Here is a 23,594-nt window from a genome sequence, read left to right on the forward strand (position 1 = left end):
TGAGGCACTCGTCCGATGAGGTAGGCGGTGCACGTGTTCAGGGAACTTCGAGAGGGGATCGGTGGATTTCTGCGATCCGCCGGCCTCATGTTCCGGTATCTGGTCGTCACGAGCTTCCTCCAGGCCACTGTCCTGTTTCCCCTGTTCTGGTGGGCCGCAAAGTACCTGTTCGCGATGCGGGGCCTGGTGTCCCTGAACAACGCCAACGCGGGCCGGTTCCTGCTGTCCGCCCCGGGGGCGTTGTTCATCCTGCTCGCCCTGGTGATGGTGTTGTTGACGACCCTGCTGGAGGTGGGAGGGTTCGTGAAGCTGAGCGCCATCGCGATCGGGAGCGACACCAAGCCTTCCTACCTCACCGTCATCGGCAGTATCCTCCGTTCCCTGTTCAAGATCGCCGGGCCGGGCCTGGTCCTTCTCCTGCCGTTCGCGCTGGTGGTGCTGCCGTTGACGGGTTCGGCGCTGAACCCGAGTTTCCTCCTCAGGTTTCGCATTCCGAATTTCATCACCGCCACCATCTTCGCCAATCCCCTGTACACCGCGGCCTACTGGTGTCTCGTGGCCCTGATGTACGTCGCGGCCCTGATGATCGTCTTCGTCTTTCACTTCATGTTGCTCGGTGACCTCAAGGCCCTCGCCGCCATCAGGGCGAGCATTCGCCTGATAAAACCGAACGTGCTACGTTTCGCGGCCTTCATGCTTCTCTCGGTTCTGTCCTTCGCCATCCTCGCCGCGCTCGTCATCGGGGCGGTTGCCAGCCTCCATCTCCTGAGCATGATGGCCATCCCGGAGGATGCCACCACCCTCGCGACCTTCGTCGGCTCCGTTTTCGTGATACTGCTGGCCCTGGTGGTCGGCCTGATGGCCAGTTTCGCGGTGCCGCTGGAACTGTACCTGGTCACCAACCGCTACTACGCCTTCCTGCGGAAGCTGCCCGATTCCGATCCGCTCAGGCCGCTGGCCGACGTCGTGCCCACCATGCCCCCCAAGAAACGTCCGAGCCTCCTCGACCGGGCCTTGGGACACCGGGTCGCACTCGGTTTTCTCGTCGCGGCTTTCGTGGTCGGCATCGCCGGTTTCTTCACCATCACCGCCGACGAATTGACGGCCGCCCCCGACATCGCGGTGGTGGGGCACCGGGGCGGACCGGAGGACACCGCGGTGGAGAACAGCATGGATGCGGTCGAGCAGTCGATAACCGCCGGGGCCAGTTACGTCGAGATGGACATCCAGCGCACCCGGGACGGCCACTACGTGGTTTTCCACGACGAGAATTTCTCACGATTCACCCACGAACGCCGCGCGGTTCACGAAATGACGCTGGCCGAGATCCGGGAGCTGGATCTCGGCGAGAATTCGAATGGCAGGTTCAGCGATGTCAGGGTGCCCACCCTGGAGGAGCTCCTGGAGAGAACCCGCGGGCGCATCGGGATCTTCCTCGAGCTCAAGGGCCGCAGCGCCGACCAGCAGATGGCCGACGACGCCGTGGCGGCCGTGAAACGCCACGGCATGCTGGACCGCGTGGTGGTGATATCGCTCAAGTACGAGCTGATCACCGGAATTGAGGAACGCCACCCCGAGGTGGCGAGCGGTTTCATTTATTTCCTGTCCTTCGGGGACACCGCCCGTCTGGTCGGTGACTACCTGATCCTTGAGGAGGACGCCGCCACCAGTGACACGATCGCCCAGATACACGAGGCAGGCAAAAGAGCCGCGGTGTGGACCGTCAACACCGAGGAATCGATGCACAAGTTCGTCAACTGGCCGGTGGATGCCGTGATCACCGACCGGGTCCGGCAGTGGCAGGCCGTCGCGGAGGAACGCCGGCGGGCCGCCCCGCTGGACGTGCTGATGGGCGAGTTCATCGAGTAGACGGCTCCGGCGCCGTGGCTCCGAGGAATGTCTCGGTCCTGGGGTACGCTTCGGGGCCGTATGACTTCCTCCGCGTTCGAACACCTCTCCCCCGCGTTTCCGCAGCGCGCCGCGTGGGGCACCGCGCAGAGCCTCCGAGCCTGGCAGGTGGCCGCCCTCGAGCTGTACGCGACGACCCAGCCCCGCGACTTCCTGTGCGTGGCCACCCCCGGCGCCGGCAAGACGACCTTCGCGCTGCGCGTCGCCCACCAGCTGCTGCACACCCGGACCGTGAAACGCATCGTGGTGGTCACCCCCACCGAGCACCTCAAGACGCAGTGGGCCGATGCCGCCGCACGGGTCGGCATTCATCTGGATCCCGGCACCGGCGGGGCGAGGCGGGGACGCTCCAGGCAGTTCGACGGATCGGTGGTGACCTACGCGGGGGTTTCCCTGCGCGCCTACGCCTACGAGGCGCTGTGCAACCAGGTCTCCACGCTGGTGATCTTCGACGAGATCCACCACGCGGGCGACACCCGGAGCTGGGGGGACGGCATCCTGCAGGGTTTCTCCGAGGCCACCCGCCGCCTGGCGCTCACCGGTACCCCGTTCCGCTCCGACGACAGCCCAATCCCCTTCGTGACCTACGAGGAATCCGACTCGGGGGTCAGGACCTCGCGGGCCGACTACACCTACGGCTACCGGGAGGCCCTGGCGGATCACGTGGTGCGGCCCGTGATCTTCATGAACTACGGCGGGCAGATGCGTTGGCGGATGCGTTCCGGGGAGGTTCTCGACGCCGACCTGGGAACGATGCTCACCAAGGACCTGACCGCCCACGCCTGGCGCACCGCCCTGTCGCCGACGGGCGAGTGGATCCCCGCCGTGCTGCGGGCCGCCGACCAGCGCCTGACGCAGGTGCGGCGCGCCATCCCCGACGCAGGCGGCCTGGTGATAGCCACCAACCAGACCGTGGCGCGCGCCTACGCGAAGATCCTGACCGGGATCACGGGGAGACGCCCCACCGTGATCCTCTCCGACGACACCAGGGCAGGTGGGAGGATCGAGGAGTTCGCCGCGGGCCAGGAGCGCTGGATGGTGGCGGTCCGGATGGTCTCGGAAGGCGTGGACGTGCCCCGGTTGGCGGTCGGGGTCTACGCGACGTCCACCTCGACGCCGCTGTTCTTCGCCCAGGCGGTGGGCAGGTTCGTGCGTTCGAGGCGGCGGGGCGAGGTGGCGACGGTGTTCCTGCCCACCGTCCCGATCCTGCTGGCCCACGCCGCGACGCTGGAACGACAACGCGACCACGTGCTGGGGCGTCCCCGCTCCGGGGAAACCGGCATCTGGGCCGAGACGGAGGCCCTCATCGAGGCGGCCAACCGCACCGATTCGGCCTCCGACGACCTCCTGGGCGAGTTCGAGGCCCTCGAGTCCCAGGCCACCTTCGACCACGTGTTGTTCGACTCCCAGGCCTTCGGGATGCACGCCGAACCCACATCGCAGGATGAACTCGACTATCTGGGGCTGCCCGGCCTCCTGGAACCCGACCAGGTGAGCACCCTCCTGGCCGAGCGGCAACGCCGCCAGCTCAGGCGACGCGAACGCCGGGACCCGAAGTCGCAGCCGGAGGTGCCGCTGCACCGGGCGCTCGCGAACCAGCGCAAGGAACTCAACTCCCTGGTGGCCCAGCTGGCCCGCCTGGAACAGCGTCCCCACAGCCATGTCCACGCCGACCTGCGCCGCGAGTGCGGTGGCCCGCCACTTGCCCAGGCGACGACCGAGCAGGTGGCCGAGCGCATCACCAGGGCGAGGGCCTGGCTCAGGCGCTGAGCACCCGTATCGAGCCGGATCCCCCGGCCCTATATACTCTTATTTCTTCGAACCCCACGAGGAGATTCAAGTCACATATCCCAGTTCCCCTACGACTCGCAATCCCCCTACGGATACGGCTCCTCCCAGTCTGCGGATCCCTACGGGTACCAGCAGCAGCCGGGTCAGAACCCCTACGGCGGCTACGCTCCCGGCATGCCGAACCCGTACGCACCCTGGGGGTCACACCCCGTCACGGGAGTTCCGTACTCGGAGAAATCCAAACTCGTCGCGGGGCTGCTGGGAATCTTCCTCGGCTATCTGGGGGCCGGACGCTTCTACACCGGCCACTACGGTCTCGCCGTGTGCCAGCTCCTGTTCGGCTGGTTGACGCTGGGAATTTGGCCCCTGATCGATGGAATCGTCCTGCTGGCTTCCGACTCCACGGATTCGGAAGGACGCCTGCTCCGCAGCTGAGCCACCGGCACCATCGGTTCATTCGCCACTACGCTTGGAGCATGAGCGATGACCCCACGAAAAAGGCGCACGAAGCCGTCGAGTTCCTCTCCTCCCGGTTCGGCCTGGATCGCATCGACCTGGCGCTGGTGCTGGGTTCCGGCTGGTCCGCCGCGGCCGATCAGTTGGGTGAAGGACTCGGCGAGATCACGCTCGGCGCGGTACCGGGTTTCAGCGCCCCCGTCGTGAGGGGTCACGGTGGTGTTCTGAAGCTGGTCAGGACCGCAGGCGGCAGGAGTGCCGCGGTCCTGACTGGCCGCACCCACTACTACGAGGGCCGGGGAGTCACTCCGGTGGTCCACGGGGTGCGCACCATTGCCGCCTGGGGCGCCACAACCCTGGTTCTCACCAACGGTTCCGGCGGCTTGAACCCGACGTGGGCACCGGGGACCGTCGCCCTGATCCGTGACCACATCAACCTGACCGGAGCCACCCCGTTGAAAGGGGCGGCCTTCATCGACATGACCGAGGCCTACTCGGGGCGGCTGCGCGACCTGGCCCGGACAGTCGACCCGACGCTTCCCGAGGGCGTCTACGTGCAGTTCCGCGGCCCCCAGTACGAAACCCCCGCCGAGGTGCGGATGGCGGCGCTGCTGGGAGGGGACATGGTGGGGATGTCGACCGCACTCGAGACCATCGCCGCCCGCGAGGCCGGGCTGGACGTGCTGGGCCTCTCCCTGGTGACCAACGCCGCCGCGGGCCTGGCGGAGGCGGGACTCGATCACGCCGAGGTGCTGCAGGCCGGACGCGATGCCGGTCCCCGACTGGCCTCGCTGCTGGCGGGAATAGTGGGTGTGTTGTGACCGCCCGGGATGCGGCCCGCTCCTGGCTGGCGGCCGACCCCGACCCGGACACCCGCGCCGAGCTCGAGGAACTGCTGGGGGCGGCCGATTCCGGGGATCCGAAGGCCGCGGAAGCTATCGAGGATGCCTTCAGGGGCCCGCTGGTCTTCGGCACGGCCGGGCTCAGGGGCCGGATGGGGGCCGGCCCGAACCGCATGAACCGCTTGGTCGTGGCTCAGGCTGCGATCGGCATCGCGGACTGGCTGACGGAACACGGCCACGCCGGCGGGCAGATGCTGGGGGGTCACGACGCCCGCCACAAGTCGGAGGAGTTCGCCCGCGACACCGCGGAGATCCTGGCCGGGGCGGGTTTCAAGGTGCTGCTCACGGGAACTCCCGTCCCGACCCCCTTGGTTTCCTTCGGCATCCGCCGGTACGGCTGCGTCGCGGGGATCGTCGTGACGGCCTCCCACAACCCGGCCACCGACAACGGCTACAAGGTCTACCTCGGCGACGGGTCGCAGATCATCCCGCCGGCGGACACGCAGATCGCCGCCCGCATCGCCGCCCACCCCGTCGATTCCCTCGCCCGGCTTCCGCGCAGCGACTCGTACAGGGTGATGTGCGACCAGCTCACCCGCGACTACGTGGCCAGGGGTGCCGGTCTCGTTCCGGAGGGGACTCCCCGCGGGATCACCTGGGTGCACACCGCGATGCACGGCGTGGGGGCCCGCACTCTCCGGGAACTGACTGCGGCGGCGGGGTTCCCTCCTGCCCACGAGGTTCCCGAGCAGGCCGAACCGGACCCGGATTTCCCCACCGTCGCCTTCCCGAACCCGGAGGAGCCGGGTGCGATCGACATGGCCTTGGCGCTGGCCGAGGAAACCGGGGCCGATCTGGTGGTGGCGAACGATCCCGACGCCGACAGGTGCGCGGTCGCCGCTGTCGTCGACGGCCGGTGGCGGATGCTGACGGGCGACGAGCTGGGCCTGCTGCTCGCCGACCACATGCTCCGGCGAGGCGCAAAGGGGGTGCTGGCCAGTTCGGTGGTCTCCTCCGGCGCCCTCGCCGCGCTGGCCGCCGCGAGGGGACGGCACCACGTCACCACCCTCACCGGTTTCAAGTGGATCGGGAGGGTCCCGGATCTCGCCTTCGGCTACGAGGAGGCCATCGGCTACTGCTGCGATCCCGAGGCGGTCCCGGACAAGGACGGCCTGACGGCGGCGCTGATGGTTCTCGAACTGGCCGCCGGGTTGCGCGCCATGGGTCTCACCCTGGCCGACCGGTTGGACGAGCTGACCGCCGAGCTGGGGCTCCACGCCACGTCCCAGCTCGCGATCCGCGTCAGTGATCTCTCCCTGATCGCTGACGCCATGGCCAGGCTGCGTGAGAACCCACCCACATCCCTCCTGCACGCGCCCGTCGCCTACCGCGATCTGGCGGAGGGCACATCCGGGCTTCCCCCGACCGACGCGGTGGAACTGTCCGGCGGTGAGGTGCACGTGGTGGTGCGCCCTTCCGGGACCGAACCGAAGCTGAAGTGCTACCTGGAGGTGCGGCTGACCCCCGAGGGGTCTCGGAACGGCGCGGCCGCCCGGCTGGCCGCCGAGATCCGAATGGTGGCCCTGCGGGGGCAGATGCAGTCCGTTCTCGGTCTGGGCTGAGGGATTCCACGAAGCTCGGGGCCCGGTCCGCCTGCACCCAAAGACCTCTACTCTGGGAATCATGCGTAGGTTGTTCAGGGGGTTGCTCCTCGTCATCGCCGTGGTTCTCGTGGGGCTGGTGAGCAGCCCACGGGCTTGGGCCGACGACGCCGCACCCGTGAACTGGTGGAGAACCACCGTCAATATTTCCAGTGACGGGATTGCCCACATCGAGCACGAGTTCGAGATGGATTTCTCCAAGGTCGAAGGACGTGGACCTGTCATCGCATTTCCCGAGAGGCAACGAACCAACATTGAGCGGGAGTGGTTGAACTTTGGGATCTCCAACATTGACGTGAGTTCCCCCAGTGGCGCCAATTCCGAGACGAAGATCACCCATGAGGACGGAAACGTCAGCATCCGAGTGGGGGAGAAGAACACGGTCTACCACGCTCCTCAGACCTATCGAATCAGCTATGAAGTCACCGGGTTGATCGCCACCAACAACTCACAGAGCGGTTTGGACGAGTTCAGTTGGAACCCCATCACAGGCGGAAAATCAGAAATTCGGAACTTCCAGGTGACCATCACCGGCCCAGCAGACATCTCGAAGACCGCCTGCTGGCGTACCAGAGACCTGAAAACCCCCTGCACGTCCAGCACCAGCGGCACCACTGCGTCGTACTCCGTGGACACGATCCCGGGCGGTGAGCCGGTTCAAGTGGTGGCTGGTTTCCCGGCAGGCACCTTCCCAGGAGTCACCCAGAACGTGACGAAGGACCCCACTCTTCTGGAGCTTGCCTCAGAGGCTTATTCGCTGAATCCGGTCACGGGTGCCACCACTGCGGTGCTGGGAGCAGGAGCCGTGGCAGGGTTGTTGGTGATGGGGAATCGGAAGACCCGGGACGAGGTGTTCATTGATCTCACTCCGGGACTGGCCCCAGCCGATGGCGAGACAGCCCGAGTGGGTAAACGCCAGGGCAAGGCGAACGTGGCCGTCGCCTTTCAACCACCCCAGGGCACTCGCCCCGGAGAGATCGGCACCCTGATGGACGCCACCGCCAACTCCGTGGACATCTCCGCAACCATCATCGATCTGGCCGTCCGTGGTTACCTCACGCTGGCTCCTCTCCCCAAGAAGGGCCACGTACTGAAACGCACCGGCAAAAGCAGCACACACGAGCTGGCCGACTATGAACGGCGACTCCTGCACAGCATCTTCAAAGCCGGGAACAGCGTCACCCTCAAGGAGCTGAGAAATGAGAAATACGGTGATGTGCAGAGCAGGGCGAAGAAGAATCTCTACGCCCAGGTGATGTCGCTCGGATGGTTCCGCGGTGATCCACGTAAGGCGCGCAACTCGGCGCTGGCCCTGGGTATTGTCCTGACCGTTGCAGGCTTGGCGGGCAGCCTGTGCCTGGGGCTGGTATTCGGCTGGGGGCTGGTTCCCCTACCGATCGCTTTGTTCGGCATCGGGTTGATCTTCCTTTCCCGCCGTTTCGGGACCCGTACGGCTCAGGGATCGGTGGCGCTCGAGCAGGCGCGAGGTTTCGAGCTGTACCTGCGCACCGCAGAAAAGGACCAACTCAAATTCGAGGAAGGTATCGATGTCTTCAGCCGCTACCTGCCTTACGCCATGATCTTCGGCGTCGCCGAACGCTGGACCAAACTATTTGCCCAGCTCGGCGCCGAGGGCCGCTACCAAGCCGACACTTCTTGGTACCACGGCACGGATCTCTACCACTCCACAGGCCTTTTCTACGCAGGCATCAGCAGCTTCTCCCAGGATTTCTCGCACTCACTGTCACAGGCCACGGCCGCTGCGACCGCAGCGCAGGCAGCCTCAAGCAGTTCTTCCGGAGACTCGGGATTCTCCGGAGGAGGCGGATTTTCCGGTGGGGGCGCCAGCGTGGGTTCATGGTGACCGAAAGGAACAGTTACGCATGAAACGAAACGGACTGCAGGGACTACTGGCGCTGACCATCATCCTGCTGACGGCCTTCCTGGCCGCCCCTCAGGCGTGGGCCGACGAATCGGCCCCGATCAACCGCTGGAACGTGGATGTCAATCTGTCGCGGGACGGGGTGGCACACGTGAACGCCGAACTCGAGATGGACTTCTCCACAACCCGCGGGCGCGGCCCGGTCTTCGTCCTGCCCACCCGGCAGCCGGGCGGAGAGGACGGCCAGTTCTACCGCTACAAGATCTCCGGCATCAGCGTCAGCTCCCCCACGGCCCCGGACCAGATCCAGACGACCACGGACAAGGAAGACAACATCCAGATCCGGGTCGGCAACGCGAACCGGTACCTTCACGAGAAACACACCTACCGGATCAGCTACACCGTAACCGGGTTGATCGCCCCCAACCACCCGAAGAGCCACCTCGACGAGTTCAACTGGAACGTCATCAGCAATTGGCGGGGCAAAATCAACAATTTCACGGTGAAGGTCACCGGCCCCGTGGACGTGTCAAGAGCCGCCTGCTGGACCGGAACCAACTACAAGCAGTCCTGCGCATCGGGAAGCAGCGGAAAAACGGCCACCTACAGTCTGACCTCGATCAGCCCCGGAACCCCGGTGCAGGTTGTGGCGGGATTCCCTGCGGGCACCTTCCCCGGGGCGAAACAGGACGTGGAATACCGGAGAACCCTCAGCAACGCCTTCTCGTTGACGCCGATCACGGGGGCGGCGACGCTGGTGACGACCGCCGGAGCCGCTTTCTCCATCGTCAAGATCCGCAACCGATATACGAGGGACGAGGCCTACCTCGGGGTGACCCCCGGTTTGAGCCCACGCGCCGGTCAGGAGGAGCACATAGGTTTTCTCCCGGACGACCTGAACGTCGCGGTCCAGTTCCATCCCCCGAAGAACGCCACCCCGGGTGAGATCGGCACCCTGATGGACGCGAGCGCCGATTTCGTCGACGTCTCCGCCTCGATCATCGATCTCGCGGTTCGCGGCCACCTGGTGATCACGGCGCAGGAGGACGGCGATCACCTGCTCACCCGGACGAAGAAGGACCAGAGGCAACTCGCCACGTACGAGCAGCAACTGCTGTCGAGGCTTTTCCAGTCGGGCGATGAGGTCACCCTGAAAGAACTCGGCGACGAAAAATACGATGGCCTGGATTCCGAGATCCGGGAGCTGCTCTACCAGCGGGTGGCGGAGCTCGGCTGGTTCCGTGAAAACCCGAAATCCATGCGCTGGACCGGGGTCACCGTCGGCTTTCTCATCATAGCCGCGGGGTGCCTGTTGTCCCTGGTCCTCGGTTACGGTCTCGGCTGGGGCCTGGTATGTCTTCCCGTCGTGGCGATCGGCATCGCGGTGCTCATGATGTCCGGCAAGTTCGGGAAACGCACGGCCAAAGGCTCCGCAGCCCTGATACAAGCACGTGGTTTCGAGCTCTATCTGAGCGTCGCAGAAGCGGACGAGCTGCGTTTCGAGGGGGGCGTCGACATCTTCAGCCGATACCTGCCCTACGCCATGATCTTCGGCGTGACGAGGCGGTGGACGGAGCTGTTCGCCCAGCTCGAGCAGACGAACCGTTTCAAGGCCGATACCTCCTGGTATCAGGGAGTTGATCTCCGCTCCTCGAACAGTGTTTTCTACACCAGGTTCAACAATTTCTGCTACAACTTCTCCGACGCCATGTTCACGGCCCACGAGGCCGCAAGGGCGAGCCAGTACAGCTCGAGTTCCTTCTCCTCGTCCAGTTACTCCTCCTCCGGAACCTCGGGAGGTTCCGGGTTCTCGGGCGGCGGCGGGTTCTCCGGGGGCGGCTTCAGCGGCGGATCATGGTGACCAGTCAGGGCGCAGGCAGGCCGAATCCGAGCTGTTCGATGAGCTTGCTATCCAAACTCGCTCCTGAGCCGACGATTTGCTGGTCCTCCGGGTGGAACGCTTGCCTTGGGGTCGAACGCTTGCGCTATAGCGCTGGCGTTTGCCCGTAAGGCAAGCGTTCCCGTCGAGAAGGCAAGCAGACGACGAGAAGACCAGCGAACCACCACCCCAGAGGTGAGTTCGAGGACGTGTGGTCAGGTCTGCTTCCCGACCGCCAGGTGGTTTCGACACAGCCACTCGCTAACGCTCACGAGCTGGCTCAACCAGCTTCACCGATCGGCGCCCAGCTCGGTCCCTCGGTCGCCAGTTTCTCGTCGAGTTTGCGGAACAGCGGACTGGGTTTTGCCAAGGGGGTGCCGGCGACGACGGGGCGGCGTTCCCACACCGCCTGCTGGGCCGCGTAGTCGCCGGTCAGGATCGGGTAGGTGACGTCACCGTCGGTGACCTCCCTGAGCTCCGGCTGGGCCGCCCACACACCCTCGTTGCCGAGGGCCTCGAAGACGGCCTGGGCGGAGTGCGGCAGGTACGGGGTCAAAAGGGTGTTGCAGTCGGAAACCACCTGCAGCGCCACGTGCAGCACGGTGTCGCGGCGGGCCGGGTCGTCCTTCAGCTTCCAGGGCTCCTGATCGGAGAGGTACTTGTTGGCCAGGGAGACGATCCGCATCGCCTCGGTGATGCCGGCCTTGAAGCGGCGGGCCGCGATGTGCTCCCCCACCGTCGCGAAGGCCGCGGCGGAGGCGTCGAGCAGTTCACGGTCGGCCTCGGTCAGTTCCCCGGCCCGGGGGATCGCACCGTTGTTCTTGTGGGCCATGGAGATGGAGCGGTTGACGAGGTTGCCCCATTCGTTGGCCAACTCGAAGTTCACCCGGCGCACGAATTCCTCCCAGGTGAAATCCGTGTCCTGGTTCTCGGGGCCGGCCACTGCGATGAAGTACCTGAGTGCATCGGGCCCGAACTCGTCCAGGAAGTCGCCGACGAAGATGGAGGCGCCCCTGGAACTCGAGACCTTCGAGCCGCGCATGGTCATGAACTCCGACGACACCACCTCCGTGGGAAGTTGCAGCTCCCCCAGGGCGGGCTTGATCTCGCCGCCGACGGATCCCTGCCCATTGGCTCCCAGCAGGATGCCCGGCCAGATGACGGAGTGGAAGACGATGTTGTCCTTGCCCATGAAGTAGAAGCTCTGGGCGGTTTCCGCGTTCCAGAACCTCCGCCAGGCCTCCGGGTCGCCGCTGCGTCTGGCCCACTCGATCGAGGCCGACAGGTAGCCGATGACCGCGTCGAACCACACGTAGATGCGTTTCATGGGCGCATCCACCCATCCTTCGAGGGGAACGGGGACCCCCCAGTCGAGGTCGCGGGTGATGGCCCTGGGACGGATCTTCTCCAGCAGGTTGTGGCTGAACTTCAAGACGTTGGGCCGCCAGTCCTCGCGGGAGTCGAGCCAGGTCGTCAGCTGCTCCGCGACCTTCGGCAGGTCAAGGAAGAAGTGCTCTGTCTCCACGAACCGCGGGGTTTCACCGTTGATGCGGGATACCGGGTTGATCAGGTCCGCCGGGTCGAGCTGGTTTCCGCAGTTGTCGCACTGGTCGCCGCGGGCCCCGGCGTAGTCGCAGATGGGGCAGGTTCCCTCGATGAAACGATCGGGCAGGGTACGTCCCGTGGACGGGGAGATGGCTCCCATCTGGGTCTGGGCAATGACGTATCCGTTGTCGTACAGTGCCTTGAACATCTCCTGCACCACCCGGTAGTGGTTGGGTGTGGTGGTGCGGGTGTACAGATCGTAGGACAGCCCCAACCCTTGGAGATCGGAAGCGATCACCCTGTGGTATTTGTCGGCGCACTCGCGGGCCGTCAGGCCTTCGGAATCGGCTTTCACCTGGATGGCGGTGCCGTGCTCGTCCGATCCGGAGACCATCAGCACGTTGTGTCCCGCCATGCGCATGTAGCGCGCGAACACGTCCGAGGGGACGCCGAAACCGGACACATGACCGATGTGGCGGGGCCCGTTCGCGTAGGGCCAGGCAACCGCCGCTAGAACGTCAGAACACATGGCCTGCATCCTATCGGGTGCCGCACGGCCCCGTGTCCTGCTCAGGCCCGCGCGATGCGGAAACCGCTCCAGCCTCCGCACGCGGCCCCGACCAGCATCAGGATCACCCAGCACGTGCCGACGATGAAGGCGACCAGATCGAGCCCGACGAACAGGGGCCACAGCACCAGGTAGAACAACGCGACCGCGGCTCCCCATCCCAGAACGGCCACAACCGCCCCGCGCCACCCGTAGCCCAGCCAGAGAGCGCACCCCAGCATCAGCAGGGCCACGATGGGCAGGCCGTAGAACAGAAAAAGCCCCTCCGAACGACCGGCGTCTGCCTGCCCCACGACCAGCCGAGCGATACTGCCGATGATCTGCCAGAGCATCGGCAATCCGACACTCAACGCGACGAGCATCGGAAACACCCGTCGCCTGTTGTGTCCCATGGCGACGGCGAAGCGCGCTCCCCACAGCCACAGCAACGGCACCGTCGCCAAACAGACCAGGAAAAGCACACCGGCAGGCTCCTGAACGTTCTCCCGCCGGAACGTGGCGACCATCGCGACATCCGCCAGCCAGGGGACGGCAGGCCACCAGTAGCGCCACGCAAATCGCCCGCCGATGGCGGACAACACTGCACCGACGTCTGCGTTCATCGTCACTTCCCTTCCTCGACGTCCACCTGGGCGTCACGTCTGGGGCCTATCAAGAGATCGGCCAGTTCGCGAAGACTCACGGGTTTCGCCGGCAGGTCACCCTCCGACCCCTTTCTCACGACGGCGCTGGCCCATGCACCCTCTCGATCCAGCCGCCCGAGCCTGGGAAGCGCATCCACTTCCGCGATCGGCCCGCTCACCCGGGTGAACGAAGTGATCATTCCCCCCACCGTGTCAGCTGCTGTCACCCGGCCGCCCTCCATGAGGGCCACGTATTGGAACAGCGGTTCGGCCTCGTCGACGAGATGCGTGGAGATCAGCAGGGTTCGGGGAAACATGCGTAACTCCTCCAGTAGAACCCTCGTGAACCGCTGCCGTGCTGGCACGTCGAGTCCGTTGTAGGGCTCGTCCAGCAGGGTCAGTGGGGCACGAGCCGCCAACGCCAGACTGAGGAAAGCCGCCGTGCGTTGCCCCCGGCTGAGGGCCATGGGATGGCGACTTTCGGGGACGTCGAACCAGGCCAACAGCTCCTTGGCGCGTTCCATGTCGAAATTCGGATGCACACGGGAGACATGCTGTGCGAGGTCACGCAGGCGTTGGTCCCCCCCGAAGGGCCAGTGTTCCGCGGTCAGGTAGACCGTCCCGGAAGCCGCCTCGGGGAGCTCCCTGCCGAAGACCTGTGCCTCACCGGTGTATCGGGCCTCACGGCCGGCGAGCAGCCGCAGCAGAGTGGACTTGCCCGCCCCATTCCGCCCGATCAGGCCCGTTACCGAGCCAACGGGTGCCGACAGGTTCACCTGTTGCAACACCACCCGCGACCCCAGCCCAACCTGCACATCCTTCAACCCGAAGGCTGCTTCACCTGCCACGTCGTGCCTCTTTCATCCGTACCGGGAGCTGTTCGGCCCACCAGTCGAGAATTGCTTCGAATCTTTGTCTTCTGTGCCACGGTGTCCCGGATCGGGAGAGTTCATGATTCTCACCGGGGAAAACCAGCATCCTGGCGATCACCTCGTTGCGTTGCAGCGCTGCGAAGTAACGTTGCGCCTGTTCCAACGGGCACCGCAGGTCTCGTTCGGAATGAATGACCAGTGTCGGGGTCGTGACCTGCCCGACCCTTGCCATGGGCGACTGCTGTTCAACCCCATCCGGATCGACACCAACATAGCCGTCCGAGAAAAACCATCCGATGTCGCTGGTCCCGATGAACGCGGCGGGATCCAGGTAGCCCCGCTCGACGACGGCGGCGGCGAACCTGTTGTCGTGGGCGGTGATCCACGCGGTCAGGTAGCCCCCGTAGGATCCCCCCATGATGCCCACCCGGTCCTCGTCCAGGCTCTTGAACTGCGTACACGCCCCATCCAGGAAGGCCAGCACGTCGGCCATGTCGACCACGCCCATGCGTTCCTTGACCGCCCGGCCATGGGCCTGCCCGTAGGACGCGGAACCCCGCGGGTTGCACTGCACCACGGCGTAGCCGGCACGGACGTAGACCTGGGCCTCGTCGAAGAAGGCCCAGCTGAAGTTCGAGAACGGGCCGCCGTGGATGTTCAGCAGAACCGGGTGAGGTCCTCGCCCCTTGGGTACGAACACCCAGCCGTGGATGTCATGCCCCTCCTCGGCCGGCACTGTCAGTTCTCTCGGCTCCACCGGGGTCGCCGCGGCGATGAGGGGCCGCGCGAAATCTGTCAACCGGACGAGTCTTCCCTCGGCGAGACGGGCGAGTTCCATCGGGTGTGTGGCCTCACTGACGACCGCCACGGTCACTCCTTCACGTTCCGCGGCGGCGCTGACCACCCTCGGGCCCCTGACGAGAACGTCCACGTGCCCGTCGGGGGAGATCGCATGCAGTTCCCCGCACCCCCGGACCCTGGCGGGTGCCAGAACGGATTCCTGCCCGAAGGGCTCCAGGAAACCCCACGGGGCCTCGTAGTCAGTGGTCGTCGGATCCGTGAGGAGCCGGGGTTCGGTGCCGGGTTCCGCTTCGACGGCCAGGGCGGCGACGGCCTTTGCTCGCCCGACGAAATCGAGTCCGCTCTCGCCGAGGTACTCGGTCAGCATGAACAGGGTCCTGCCGTCACGGCTGAAACAGGGTCGTGACCAGGCCTGCGTTGATTCGGGGCCACCGGCCACGAGGAACAGCTCGCCACCGGCCACGGACACACCGTGGATCATCGATCGCAGATCCGAGTCCTCCCCGCTGTGCAGGGCCGCGGTGAAATAAACCTTCTTCCCATCGGGGGTGAACTCCGGCTGGTGACAGTCGGCCTCCAGCGGGGTGAGCAGCCTCGCCCGGGGAATTCCGTGTCGCCCTCCGAGAACCGTGCTGTCCCTGGGTTCTTCCTCGGTCCCCGATGCAGCGCGTCCCAGAGGCTCCAACCACGGCTCCTCGTCAAGGGAAGGAACCTCGAGCAGGTAGATCCCCCGGGGACGGTCCCGGGTGTATCCGAGACCGTTGGCCTGGTACTTGTTCCCCACGATCAGCCTGGGGTCCTCACGGTCGGCGGGGACACCGTCGAGGGTCCCGTACCGCCCCTCCTCGGGCATTCTGGCGACGAAGGCCAGCTTTCCCGAATCCCCGGACCACGCGAACTCCTCGACCCCCAACGGGGCATCGGTGATGATCCTGGGCTCCCCACCCTCGGCAGCGACGATGGCGAGCTGCGGTTTGGCACCGACGCCGCCTCGGAGGAAGGCCACCGTCTGCCCATCAGGACTCAGCCGTGGCGCAAGGTCCGATGTGCCCCGGGTCAGGGGTCTGGGACGTCCCCGGCCCGCCGTGGCAACGCTCCAGATTCTCCCGACATCGGCATCGACGACGAAGGAAGGGTGTCGCGCGGCAAAAACCGCCTGCTCGCCATCGGGGCTGAGGGTCGGGGATGACAGACTGACCAGCAGGTCCAGGTGGCGTGGTTTCACACCCCATACCGTAAGGCTTCACCGCTTCCAGGCGCCACGCGAACCCAACGGACGGATGGGCCACGGCAACTTTCGAATCGGAACCGACATGGGGCGTGCCATGGCAGCGCCCGCGGCGACGCCCGCCGCCAGGATGATTCCCACCGCTGCTGCGGTCATCAGGTCCTGCTGGCCGTCCACGAAGGACGACTCCCCCTTCCCGAGAGCCAGCTTCAAAACCCCGGACCATGTGACCAGGCCGGGCAGGATCGGCACCACGGCCGAGGCCGAGATGGAGTCCAGCTGTACCCGCAACAGACGTGCCGCCACGGCGGATGCCATCCCGACCAGCAGGGCGGCTGCCCCGGTGGCTGCGACGACGGGCCAGCGCTGCGCCAACAGCCACAGGAAAAGCCACCAGCTGGCCGCGCCGATCAGTCCGGCGCTGACGATCGCCCGCCGCGAGGCACGGGTGCAGAACGCCCACGCCGCGGCCACGATCCCGGACCAGAACACCGAGACGGGACCCAGCAGGCCATCGATGCTGAACTGTGCGTTGATCCACACCGGAATGCCCAACCAGCTGGCGCCCGCCACCACGACACTGGCGCCGATCACCAGCCCGATGGTGACGATCAGCCCGTGGATGGCGTGGGCGGTGCCGGTCACGTAGAGACCAGAGATGGCGTCCTCCGAGGCACCGAGAATGGCCAGGCCCGCGAGCATCGAGATGATGGCGCCGATGACTATCAGCCCCGGTTCGATCCCGGCCAGCCCCGGGACACCCCACCCCTTGGCCAGGGCCACGCCGACCGCAGCGGCCGCGGCCATCGCCCCGCCTACACACTGCTGGAAGAACACCGAGACCCGTCGCTTCGAAAGCCACACCTGGGTCCGGTGGATGCTCCAGGCGACGATCAGCGCCAGCAGACCGACGATCCACCGGGCCCCGAACATGAGCGCCGCCGCGCTGGAAACCGCCCCGAAACCCAAGGAGACGTCGAGCCCTCCCCAGCGTCCGTGACGCCCGAGGATGGCCTCGATCCGAGCCCGGGAGTCCGGGATGCTGTTGTTCCGGGCCTCGGAAGCCACCTGCTGCAGCATCGTTATGAGCTCGAAGTCCTGATGGCCGATGGGAACCACCCGCATGGCGGTCAGGGGTTCGCCGTCGGTCTCTCCCCTGACCGAGACGATGATCATGTTCCCGGTGACGTCGGTGTGGTATTCCGCCATTCCGAGGTCCCGCATGGCGTGCCGGGAGGCCCGGATCGCCGACGAAACGGAGGCGCCGTGGGCCAGCATTCCGCAACCGATCTCCAACCCCAGGTCCAGTACCTCCCGGGGATCGGCGGTCATGCCCGCTCGCCGGGAAGCTCGAACAGCGCGAGCTGTTCGGGTGCATCGTCGCGCAGCGGTTCCGGTCGTGCCGGTTTCTTCCCCGCCCCAGGGAACCCGGGTCCCCGGGCCACGGGGGCACCGTCCCGATGGGCGGTGGCGGCGGCACGTGCCCGTTCGTCGGCGGCCTCGTTCAGGGGATGGCCCGCGTGTCCCTTGACCCATTCGAAACGCACCCGCCTGCCCTGCAGGGCCCGGTCCAGTTGTTTCATCAGGTCGGCGTTCAGGACGGGTTTGCCGTCGCCCTTCTTCCAGCCGCGGCGTTTCCAGCCGGGAAGCCACGCGGTCAGGGAATTGATGACGTACTGCGAATCGCACAGGACCAGCAGCTCCTCGTCCGTACCCGCCGTGGAGTTCAACAGATCCAGGACCGCCATCAGCTCCCCCATGTTGTTGGTTCCGTGGGGCCATCCCCCAGCGGCCCATCGGTCGTCGTCGATGTACCAGGCCCACCCGGCCGGGCCGGGATTTGCCAGCGAAGACCCGTCCGCGGCGGCCGTGATCACGCCCGTGCCTCGCGGCGGGCGGCGTGGAAGGCGGGACGGATCAGCCCCTCGACGAGGGCTTCTCGTTCGTCGTGGTGCAGGAAGGCCGCGCGCATGGCCGCCACGGTCACGGCCTCCACCTCGGCGAGTCCCCATCCGAAGGTCTCGGAGAGTTTCGCGAACTCCTCGGACAGGGAGGTGCCGCTCATCAGGCGGTTGTCGCAGTGGATGGTGACGTTGAAACCGAGCTCGGCCAGCCGTCCGACGGGATGCCGGTCGAGGGACTTGGCCACGCCGGTTTGAAGGTTTGAGGTCGGGCACACCTCGAGCGGGATCTGCTGGTCCCGGACGAAGGCCGCGAACCGCCCGAGCCTGGGTCGGTCTCCCCAGAAATCCTCGATGTCCTCGCAGACGCGCACGCCGTGGCCGATGCGCTGGGCGCCGCAGAGCTGGACGGCCTCCCACATCGACTTCGGCCCGTCTGCCTCGCCGGCGTGAATCGTGAAGTGTGCGTTGTTGCGTCGCAGCAGGTCGAAGGAGGCCTGGAAACGGGTGGGGCGGAAGCCCATCTCGGCGCCGGCGATGTCGTATCCGACGACGGAGTCGTCGCGATAGGCCAAGGCCAGTTCGGCGATCTCGGTGGTGGGTTCGTCGACGTGACGCATCGCCGTGACGATCTGGGTGGCGACGATGGCCCGTCCCGCGGCCTCGGCCTGCGCCATGCCATCGGCCAGGCCGTCGCGGACCGCCTCCACCGCGGCCTCCGGCGTCAAGCCCTTCTCCAGGTGCTGTTCGGGTGCCCAGCGGGCCTCGGCGTAGACAACACCATCGGCGGCCTGGTCCAGCACGAACTCGCGCGCCACCCGCACGAGCTGGTCGCGGGTCTGCATGGCTGCGGTGGTGTGGGCGAAACCCTCCAGGTAGCGCACCAGGGAACCGGAATCGGCGGATTCGAAGAACCACCGGCCCAGCTTCTCCGGGTCGGTGGTGGGCAGTTCGTGCCCGTTCTCGGCGCAGTGCTCGACCACGGTCGCGGGCCGCAGCCCGCCGTCGAGATGGTCATGGAGGGCAACCTTGGGCAGGGCGCGTAGTTCTTCCGGGCTCAGCATGAAAACATCCTAGGAGTTGTGGGCCGGGGTCAGCGGGCATGGTCCAGATCGGCGGGTCCGAAGGCCTGCGGCAGCACCTCCGACATCGGCAGCACCCCGACCGGGGTGTCCATGAGAAGCCCGTTCCCGCCGAACTCGAACAGCAGCTGCCGGCAACGCCCACAGGGCATGATCCGCTCCCCCAGCTTGTTGCAGCAGGTGAACGCAACCAGCCGGCCACCTCCGGTGGCGTTCAGCTGCGAGACCAGTCCACACTCGGCGCAGAGCCCCACCCCGTAGGAGGCGTTCTCCACGTTGCAGCCGACCACGATGCGGCCGTCGTCCACCAGTGCTGCCGCACCCACCTGGTAGTCGGAGTAGGGCGCGTATGCCCTTCCCGTGACCTCCCGTGCCGCGTCCCGCAGCCGTTCCCAGTCGATGCCGGTCATCTCAGTGGGTCTTCACGAAGTGGGCGCCATCGGCGGCGGGCGGACGGACGCGGCCGACCAGTCCCGCGACGGCGATGATGGTGGCGACGTAGGGCAGCATCTCGATGAACTCGCTGGGAATCGGGAGGTTCATCAGCTTGATGGACTGTGCCAGGGCCCGGGCGAATCCGAAGAACAGGGCCGTGCCCGCTCCCCAGACGGGATGCCAGCGGCCCATGATCACCGCGGCCAAGGCGATGAAGCCGTTTCCGGCCGTGATGTTGTTGTCCTGGAAGGCTCCGACGAAACCAACCGTGAAGTAGGCCCCTCCCAGACCCGCGAAGATCCCGCCCAGCAGCACGGCCTGGGTCTTGGTGGAGATCACCTTGATCCCGACGGTGTCCGCGGCCCGTGGGTGTTCACCGACCGCCCGGACCCGGAGCCCCCATTTGGTGCGGTGGAGCAGGAACCACACCAGCGGAACCGCCAGCAGGGCCATGAAGGTCAGGGGACGCTGGGTGAACAGGATCGGCCCGATGAACGGGATGTCGCTCAGCGCGGGAACGGCGAACACCGGCATGGGGCTGACCACGCCGAAGGTCTTGAGGTCACGGGCGACGAGCTGCTGGAAGATGAAGCCCGTCAACCCCGTCGCCAGCAGGTTCACGACCACCCCGACGATCACGTGATCCACCAGGTACTTCAGCGTGAACAGGGCCAGCACGGCCCCCATCAGGAGACCTGCGACGGCCGCCGCCGTCAGGGACATCAGGAAGGACTGGGTCACGGAGAACCACCCCGAGGACTGGGTGATGGAGAACATCACAGAGGCTGCGAAGGCCGCGGCCAGGAACTGGCCCTCGATCGCGATGTTCACCACGCCGGCGCGCTCCGACAGGACACCGGCCAGCACCCCGAACAGCAGCGGCGTCGAGTACGCCAGCGTGAGGTTCAGCTGGCTCGTCAGGGTGAACGGGACGGTGGAGGACGCCGCGGCCCAGACCATGAAACCGATGAGGATGCTGACCCCGGCGACCGCTCCCGCCGCGGTTCGCCACCTCTTCGGGAGCCTGCCGCTCAGGAACCCGGCCCCCGCGGCCAGGGTGAGCAGGGCGAGGAGCAGCAGCACCGGCAGGCCCGGAACCTCGATGGTCGGCAGCTGGACATCCGCGAAGGCGTCCGACAGGGCGATTCTCCCGGTCGGGTTGGCGGTGAACGCCATCACCACCAGCAGCACCCCGAGCAGGGTGAGCAGAATCCCCGCCGCCATGCGTGTGGAACGCCCCTCCGGTGATTCGACGACGTCCCTTTCCGGGGCGTCGGCACCGGGAACGATGGTGTCGGTGCTCATGCCTTGGCCTCCTCGGGAACGGTCCGGACGGCCCTGCGCCTGCGTTCCTTGAGGAAGGGCAGCAGCCATGTGACGAAGGCGGGCGCCGCGACGAGCAGGACGATCAGGGCCTGGATGAGATCAACCAGCTGCTTGGGGGTGTCGGCGATCGTGACCATGGCTGTACGGCTCGCCTTCAACGCGCCGAACAGCAGCCCCGCCAGCACCACACCGAGGGGGCGGGAACGCCCGAGCAGGGCCACCGTGATGGCGTCGAACCCGAGGGTGCCGATGATGCTGACGGTCAGTTGCGGCGGGTAGCTCGTCAGGATCACGGGGGCGGTGACGGTGATCAGGCCCCCGAGACCGGCCAGGCCACCGGCCAGCGCCATCGTCGTGAAGGTGACCCGCCCCACGGAGGTGCCCGCGGTCGCCGCGGCGTCCGGGTTCAACCCGACCGCCTGCAGCCGGAGACCGAACCTGGTGCGTTCCAGGAGCCACCAGCATCCCAGGGCGGCCAGCAGCGCCAGCCCGAACCCCAGGTGCAGGCGGGTCCCGGCAACCCGGGGCAGGGTGGCGCTCCACTCCAGAACCGGGGCGATCGGGTTGGATGCCCCCGGCTGCCGCATGAACGGTTGCTTCAGCAGGTAAGAGAGGATGTTCGCGGCGACGTAGTTCATCATGATGGTGAGGATCACCTCATGGGCTCCGGTGCGTGCCTTGATGAGGCCGACCACACCACCCCAGAGCGCGCCCATGAGAACACCCGAGAGAATCACCAGCGGAAGGTGCAGGATGGCGGGGAGTCCCTTGACGCTGAAGCCGAGATAGGCCCCGACCAGCGCCCCCATCACGGCCTGCCCTTGGGCACCGATGTTGAACAATCCGGCCCGGAAGGCCAGCGCCACCCCGAGACCGGCCGCTATCAGGGGGGCCGCCTCCGCGGTGGTTTCGGTGAGGGCGGTCACCGACCCGAGGGAACCCACGTACATGGCCTCGAGGGTGAGCCCTATCTTGCCGAAGGTGGCGTCCAGGGCGTCGCCGGGCCGGGCGACGAAGTAGGCGTACTTCGCCATGATCTCCGCGTCGGTGACCACCATGATGATCATCGCGACGGCGAAGGCCAGGATCAGCGAGGCCGTGCTCACCAGGGCTGTGTTGACCCAGGCCGGGCGACCACGGGATCCGGTGTTCATGCCTGGCCCTCCTGCTCCGTGATGGTGACCGCATCCTCGTGGTCGATCCCCGCCATCATGAGTCCCAGCACGTCGCGGGGGGTGTCCGGGGCGACGAGCCCGACGATGCGTCCCCGGTACATGACGGCGATGCGATCCGCGAGGGACTCCACCTCGTCGAGTTCCGTGGAGATGATGAGCACCGCGGTTCCCCTGTCCCGTTCGGCGACTATCCGGTTGTGGAGGAATTCGATCGCACCCACGTCGACGCCCCGGGTCGGTTGGTTCGCCAGCAGCAGCGACAGTGGGCGGGACAGTTCCCGGGCCAGCACCACCTTCTGCTGGTTGCCGCCCGACAACGACCTGGCCGGTTGCGCGTAGGAATCGGTGCGGATGTCGAACTCCTCAACAAGCGTCGCTGCGTGCTGGTTGATCTGCCCCAGTTTGAGGTTCCCGCCCACGCTGAAGTGGTCGAGGTTGTCCAGCACCAGGTTCTGGGCGATCGAGAACTCCCCGATCAGGCCGTCCTTGTTCCGGTCCTCCGGCACATATCCGAGGCCTGCCCTCAGGGTTCTGGCGGGGTTGAGCCTCGTGACATCGGCGCCGTCAAGGACGATCGTGCCGCCAACCGGGGTCATCGTGCCGAGCAGCGCCTCGGCCAGCTCGCTCTGCCCATTGCCCTGAACCCCCGCGATGACGATGATCTCGCCGCCGCGCACCGTCAGGTCGAGGTGGTCGACTGCCACCGCCCCGGATGCGTTGGCCACCGTCAACCCGGAGATCACCAGGCGCTCCTCCCCGATGTTCGGCGCCTGCTTGGTCACCTTCAGATCGACGGAACGCCCGACCATCATGGCGGCCAACTCGGCCTCGGTGCTGGTGGGTTCGGCGCGCCCGACGACCTCCCCGCGTCGAATGACCGTGATGTCGTCGGCGACCTCCAGCACCTCGCGGAGCTTGTGGGTGATGAAGACGATCGCGCGGCCCTCGTCGCGCAGCGCACGCATCACACCCATCAGTTCGCTGATCTCCTGCGGGGTCAGCACCGCGGTCGGCTCGTCGAAGATCAGGTAGCGGGCGTCCAGCGCCAGGGACTTCAGAATCTCGACCCGCTGCTGGATACCTACAGGAAGATCCTCCACGAGCGCATCCGGATCGACCTCCAGGTGATACCGCTCCGAGAGCTCCCGCACCCGCCGCCTGGCCTGGTCGATGTCGAGGAGCCCCGCGGAGCCGGGTTCGTGTCCCAGCACCATGTTCTCCGCGACCGTGAACGGGGGAATCAGCATGAAGTGCTGGTGCACCATGCCGATACCGGCCGCCATGGCCTGGCGGGGATCCCCCAGCCTCAGTTGCTCCTCCCCCATCCAGATCTCGCCCTCGTCGGGGGTCAACAACCCGAAGAGGATGTTCATCAGGGTGGATTTTCCCGCGCCGTTCTCCCCCAGCAAGCAGTGGATGCGCCCCGGGACGACATCGATGCTGATGTCCTTGTTCGCCGTGAAGGAACCGAAACGTTTCGTGATGCCTTCCAACGACAACACGGGAGCGGCCGGGGGAGACGAAGTCACTGTTCCTCCTTCATCAGGCGGACCCACTCTACAAGCGTTCACCGGAACGGGAACACCCCAGGGGACGTCCCCGTTCCGCCTTGTTTCACT

General features: G+C 66.4%; 17 protein-coding genes and 1 pseudogene. 7 read left to right on the plus strand and 11 right to left on the minus strand.

Features of this window, described 5'->3' with window-relative positions; all coding sequences use genetic code 11:
- Positions 1-33 precede the first annotated feature (33 nt).
- The 7 genes from E0E39_RS09105 (at position 34) to E0E39_RS09135 (ending at position 10,401) form a co-directional block, all read left to right on the plus strand.
- On the plus strand, positions 34-1,869 hold the full coding sequence (locus tag E0E39_RS09105; protein ID WP_281275589.1) for a glycerophosphodiester phosphodiesterase family protein: 1,836 nt from the start codon (positions 34-36) through the stop codon (positions 1,867-1,869).
- Between the two features lie 60 nt (positions 1,870-1,929).
- Entirely contained in the window at positions 1,930-3,678 is a 1,749-nt protein-coding gene (locus E0E39_RS09110; protein WP_130874459.1) for a DEAD/DEAH box helicase, read from the plus strand.
- Between the two features lie 195 nt (positions 3,679-3,873).
- Positions 3,874-4,134 (plus strand): TM2 domain-containing protein, encoded by a 261-nt coding sequence (locus E0E39_RS09115; protein WP_130874460.1) that lies wholly within the window; start codon positions 3,874-3,876, stop codon positions 4,132-4,134.
- A 41-nt stretch (positions 4,135-4,175) separates the two neighbouring features.
- A complete protein-coding gene (locus E0E39_RS09120) occupies positions 4,176-4,976 on the plus strand; it encodes a purine-nucleoside phosphorylase (protein WP_130874461.1) in 801 nt (266 codons plus the stop codon).
- Positions 4,973-6,619 carry a phospho-sugar mutase gene (locus tag E0E39_RS09125; RefSeq protein WP_130874462.1) on the plus strand — a complete coding sequence of 549 codons (1,647 nt, stop codon included), beginning with the start codon at positions 4,973-4,975 and terminating at the stop codon, positions 6,617-6,619. The genes E0E39_RS09120 and E0E39_RS09125 overlap by 4 nt, the downstream gene beginning before the upstream one ends.
- Positions 6,620-6,680: 61 nt before the next feature.
- A complete protein-coding gene (locus E0E39_RS09130; RefSeq protein WP_245988266.1) occupies positions 6,681-8,522 on the plus strand; it encodes a DUF2207 domain-containing protein in 1,842 nt (613 codons plus the stop codon).
- A 19-nt stretch (positions 8,523-8,541) separates the two neighbouring features.
- The gene (locus tag E0E39_RS09135) at positions 8,542-10,401 is read left to right on the plus strand and encodes a DUF2207 domain-containing protein (protein WP_130874463.1); all 1,860 of its coding nucleotides are present in this window, start codon (positions 8,542-8,544) and stop codon (positions 10,399-10,401) included.
- A 298-nt stretch (positions 10,402-10,699) separates the two neighbouring features.
- Here E0E39_RS09135 and metG read toward each other — a convergent pair whose 3' ends face one another.
- The 11 genes and pseudogenes from metG to E0E39_RS09190 form a co-directional block, all read right to left on the minus strand.
- On the minus strand, positions 10,700-12,493 hold the full coding sequence (gene metG, locus E0E39_RS09140) for a methionine--tRNA ligase (protein ID WP_130874464.1): 1,794 nt from the start codon (positions 12,491-12,493) through the stop codon (positions 10,700-10,702).
- A 41-nt stretch (positions 12,494-12,534) separates the two neighbouring features.
- Positions 12,535-13,140, minus strand: a complete 606-nt coding sequence (locus E0E39_RS09145) for a hypothetical protein (RefSeq protein WP_130874465.1) — start codon at positions 13,138-13,140, stop codon at positions 12,535-12,537.
- Complete coding sequence (locus E0E39_RS09150; RefSeq protein ID WP_130874466.1) at positions 13,137-14,003, minus strand: ATP-binding cassette domain-containing protein; 867 nt, start codon at positions 14,001-14,003, stop codon at positions 13,137-13,139. The genes E0E39_RS09145 and E0E39_RS09150 overlap by 4 nt, the downstream gene beginning before the upstream one ends.
- Positions 13,993-16,053, minus strand: a complete 2,061-nt coding sequence (locus tag E0E39_RS09155; RefSeq protein WP_130874467.1) for a S9 family peptidase — start codon at positions 16,051-16,053, stop codon at positions 13,993-13,995. Before E0E39_RS09155 ends, E0E39_RS09150 begins: the two co-directional genes overlap by 11 nt.
- 18 nt (positions 16,054-16,071) lie before the next feature.
- A complete protein-coding gene (locus E0E39_RS09160) occupies positions 16,072-17,388 on the minus strand; it encodes a threonine/serine exporter family protein (RefSeq protein WP_130874468.1) in 1,317 nt (438 codons plus the stop codon).
- 11 nt (positions 17,389-17,399) lie between these two features.
- A pseudogene (locus E0E39_RS09165) lies at positions 17,400-17,933 on the minus strand (ribonuclease H family protein); the annotation flags it as partial.
- Positions 17,930-19,021 carry an adenosine deaminase gene (locus E0E39_RS09170; RefSeq protein WP_130874469.1) on the minus strand — a complete coding sequence of 364 codons (1,092 nt, stop codon included), beginning with the start codon at positions 19,019-19,021 and terminating at the stop codon, positions 17,930-17,932. The gene E0E39_RS09170 and the pseudogene E0E39_RS09165, both read right to left, overlap by 4 nt.
- A 29-nt stretch (positions 19,022-19,050) precedes the next feature.
- Positions 19,051-19,449 (minus strand): cytidine deaminase, encoded by a 399-nt coding sequence (locus tag E0E39_RS09175; protein WP_130874470.1) that lies wholly within the window; start codon positions 19,447-19,449, stop codon positions 19,051-19,053.
- Between the two features lies 1 nt (position 19,450).
- Positions 19,451-20,779, minus strand: a complete 1,329-nt coding sequence (locus E0E39_RS09180) for an ABC transporter permease (protein ID WP_130874471.1) — start codon at positions 20,777-20,779, stop codon at positions 19,451-19,453.
- Positions 20,776-21,954 carry an ABC transporter permease gene (locus tag E0E39_RS09185; protein ID WP_130874472.1) on the minus strand — a complete coding sequence of 393 codons (1,179 nt, stop codon included), beginning with the start codon at positions 21,952-21,954 and terminating at the stop codon, positions 20,776-20,778. The genes E0E39_RS09180 and E0E39_RS09185 overlap by 4 nt, the downstream gene beginning before the upstream one ends.
- Positions 21,951-23,504: an ABC transporter ATP-binding protein gene (locus E0E39_RS09190; protein ID WP_130874473.1), complete on the minus strand. Its 1,554-nt coding sequence runs from the start codon at positions 23,502-23,504 to the stop codon at positions 21,951-21,953. The genes E0E39_RS09185 and E0E39_RS09190 overlap by 4 nt, the downstream gene beginning before the upstream one ends.
- Between the last annotated feature and the right edge of the window lie 90 nt (positions 23,505-23,594).

Source organism: [Pseudopropionibacterium] massiliense (assembly GCF_900607225.1).
In the GTDB taxonomy this organism is placed as follows: Bacteria; Actinomycetota; Actinomycetes; order Propionibacteriales; family Propionibacteriaceae; genus Arachnia; species Arachnia massiliensis.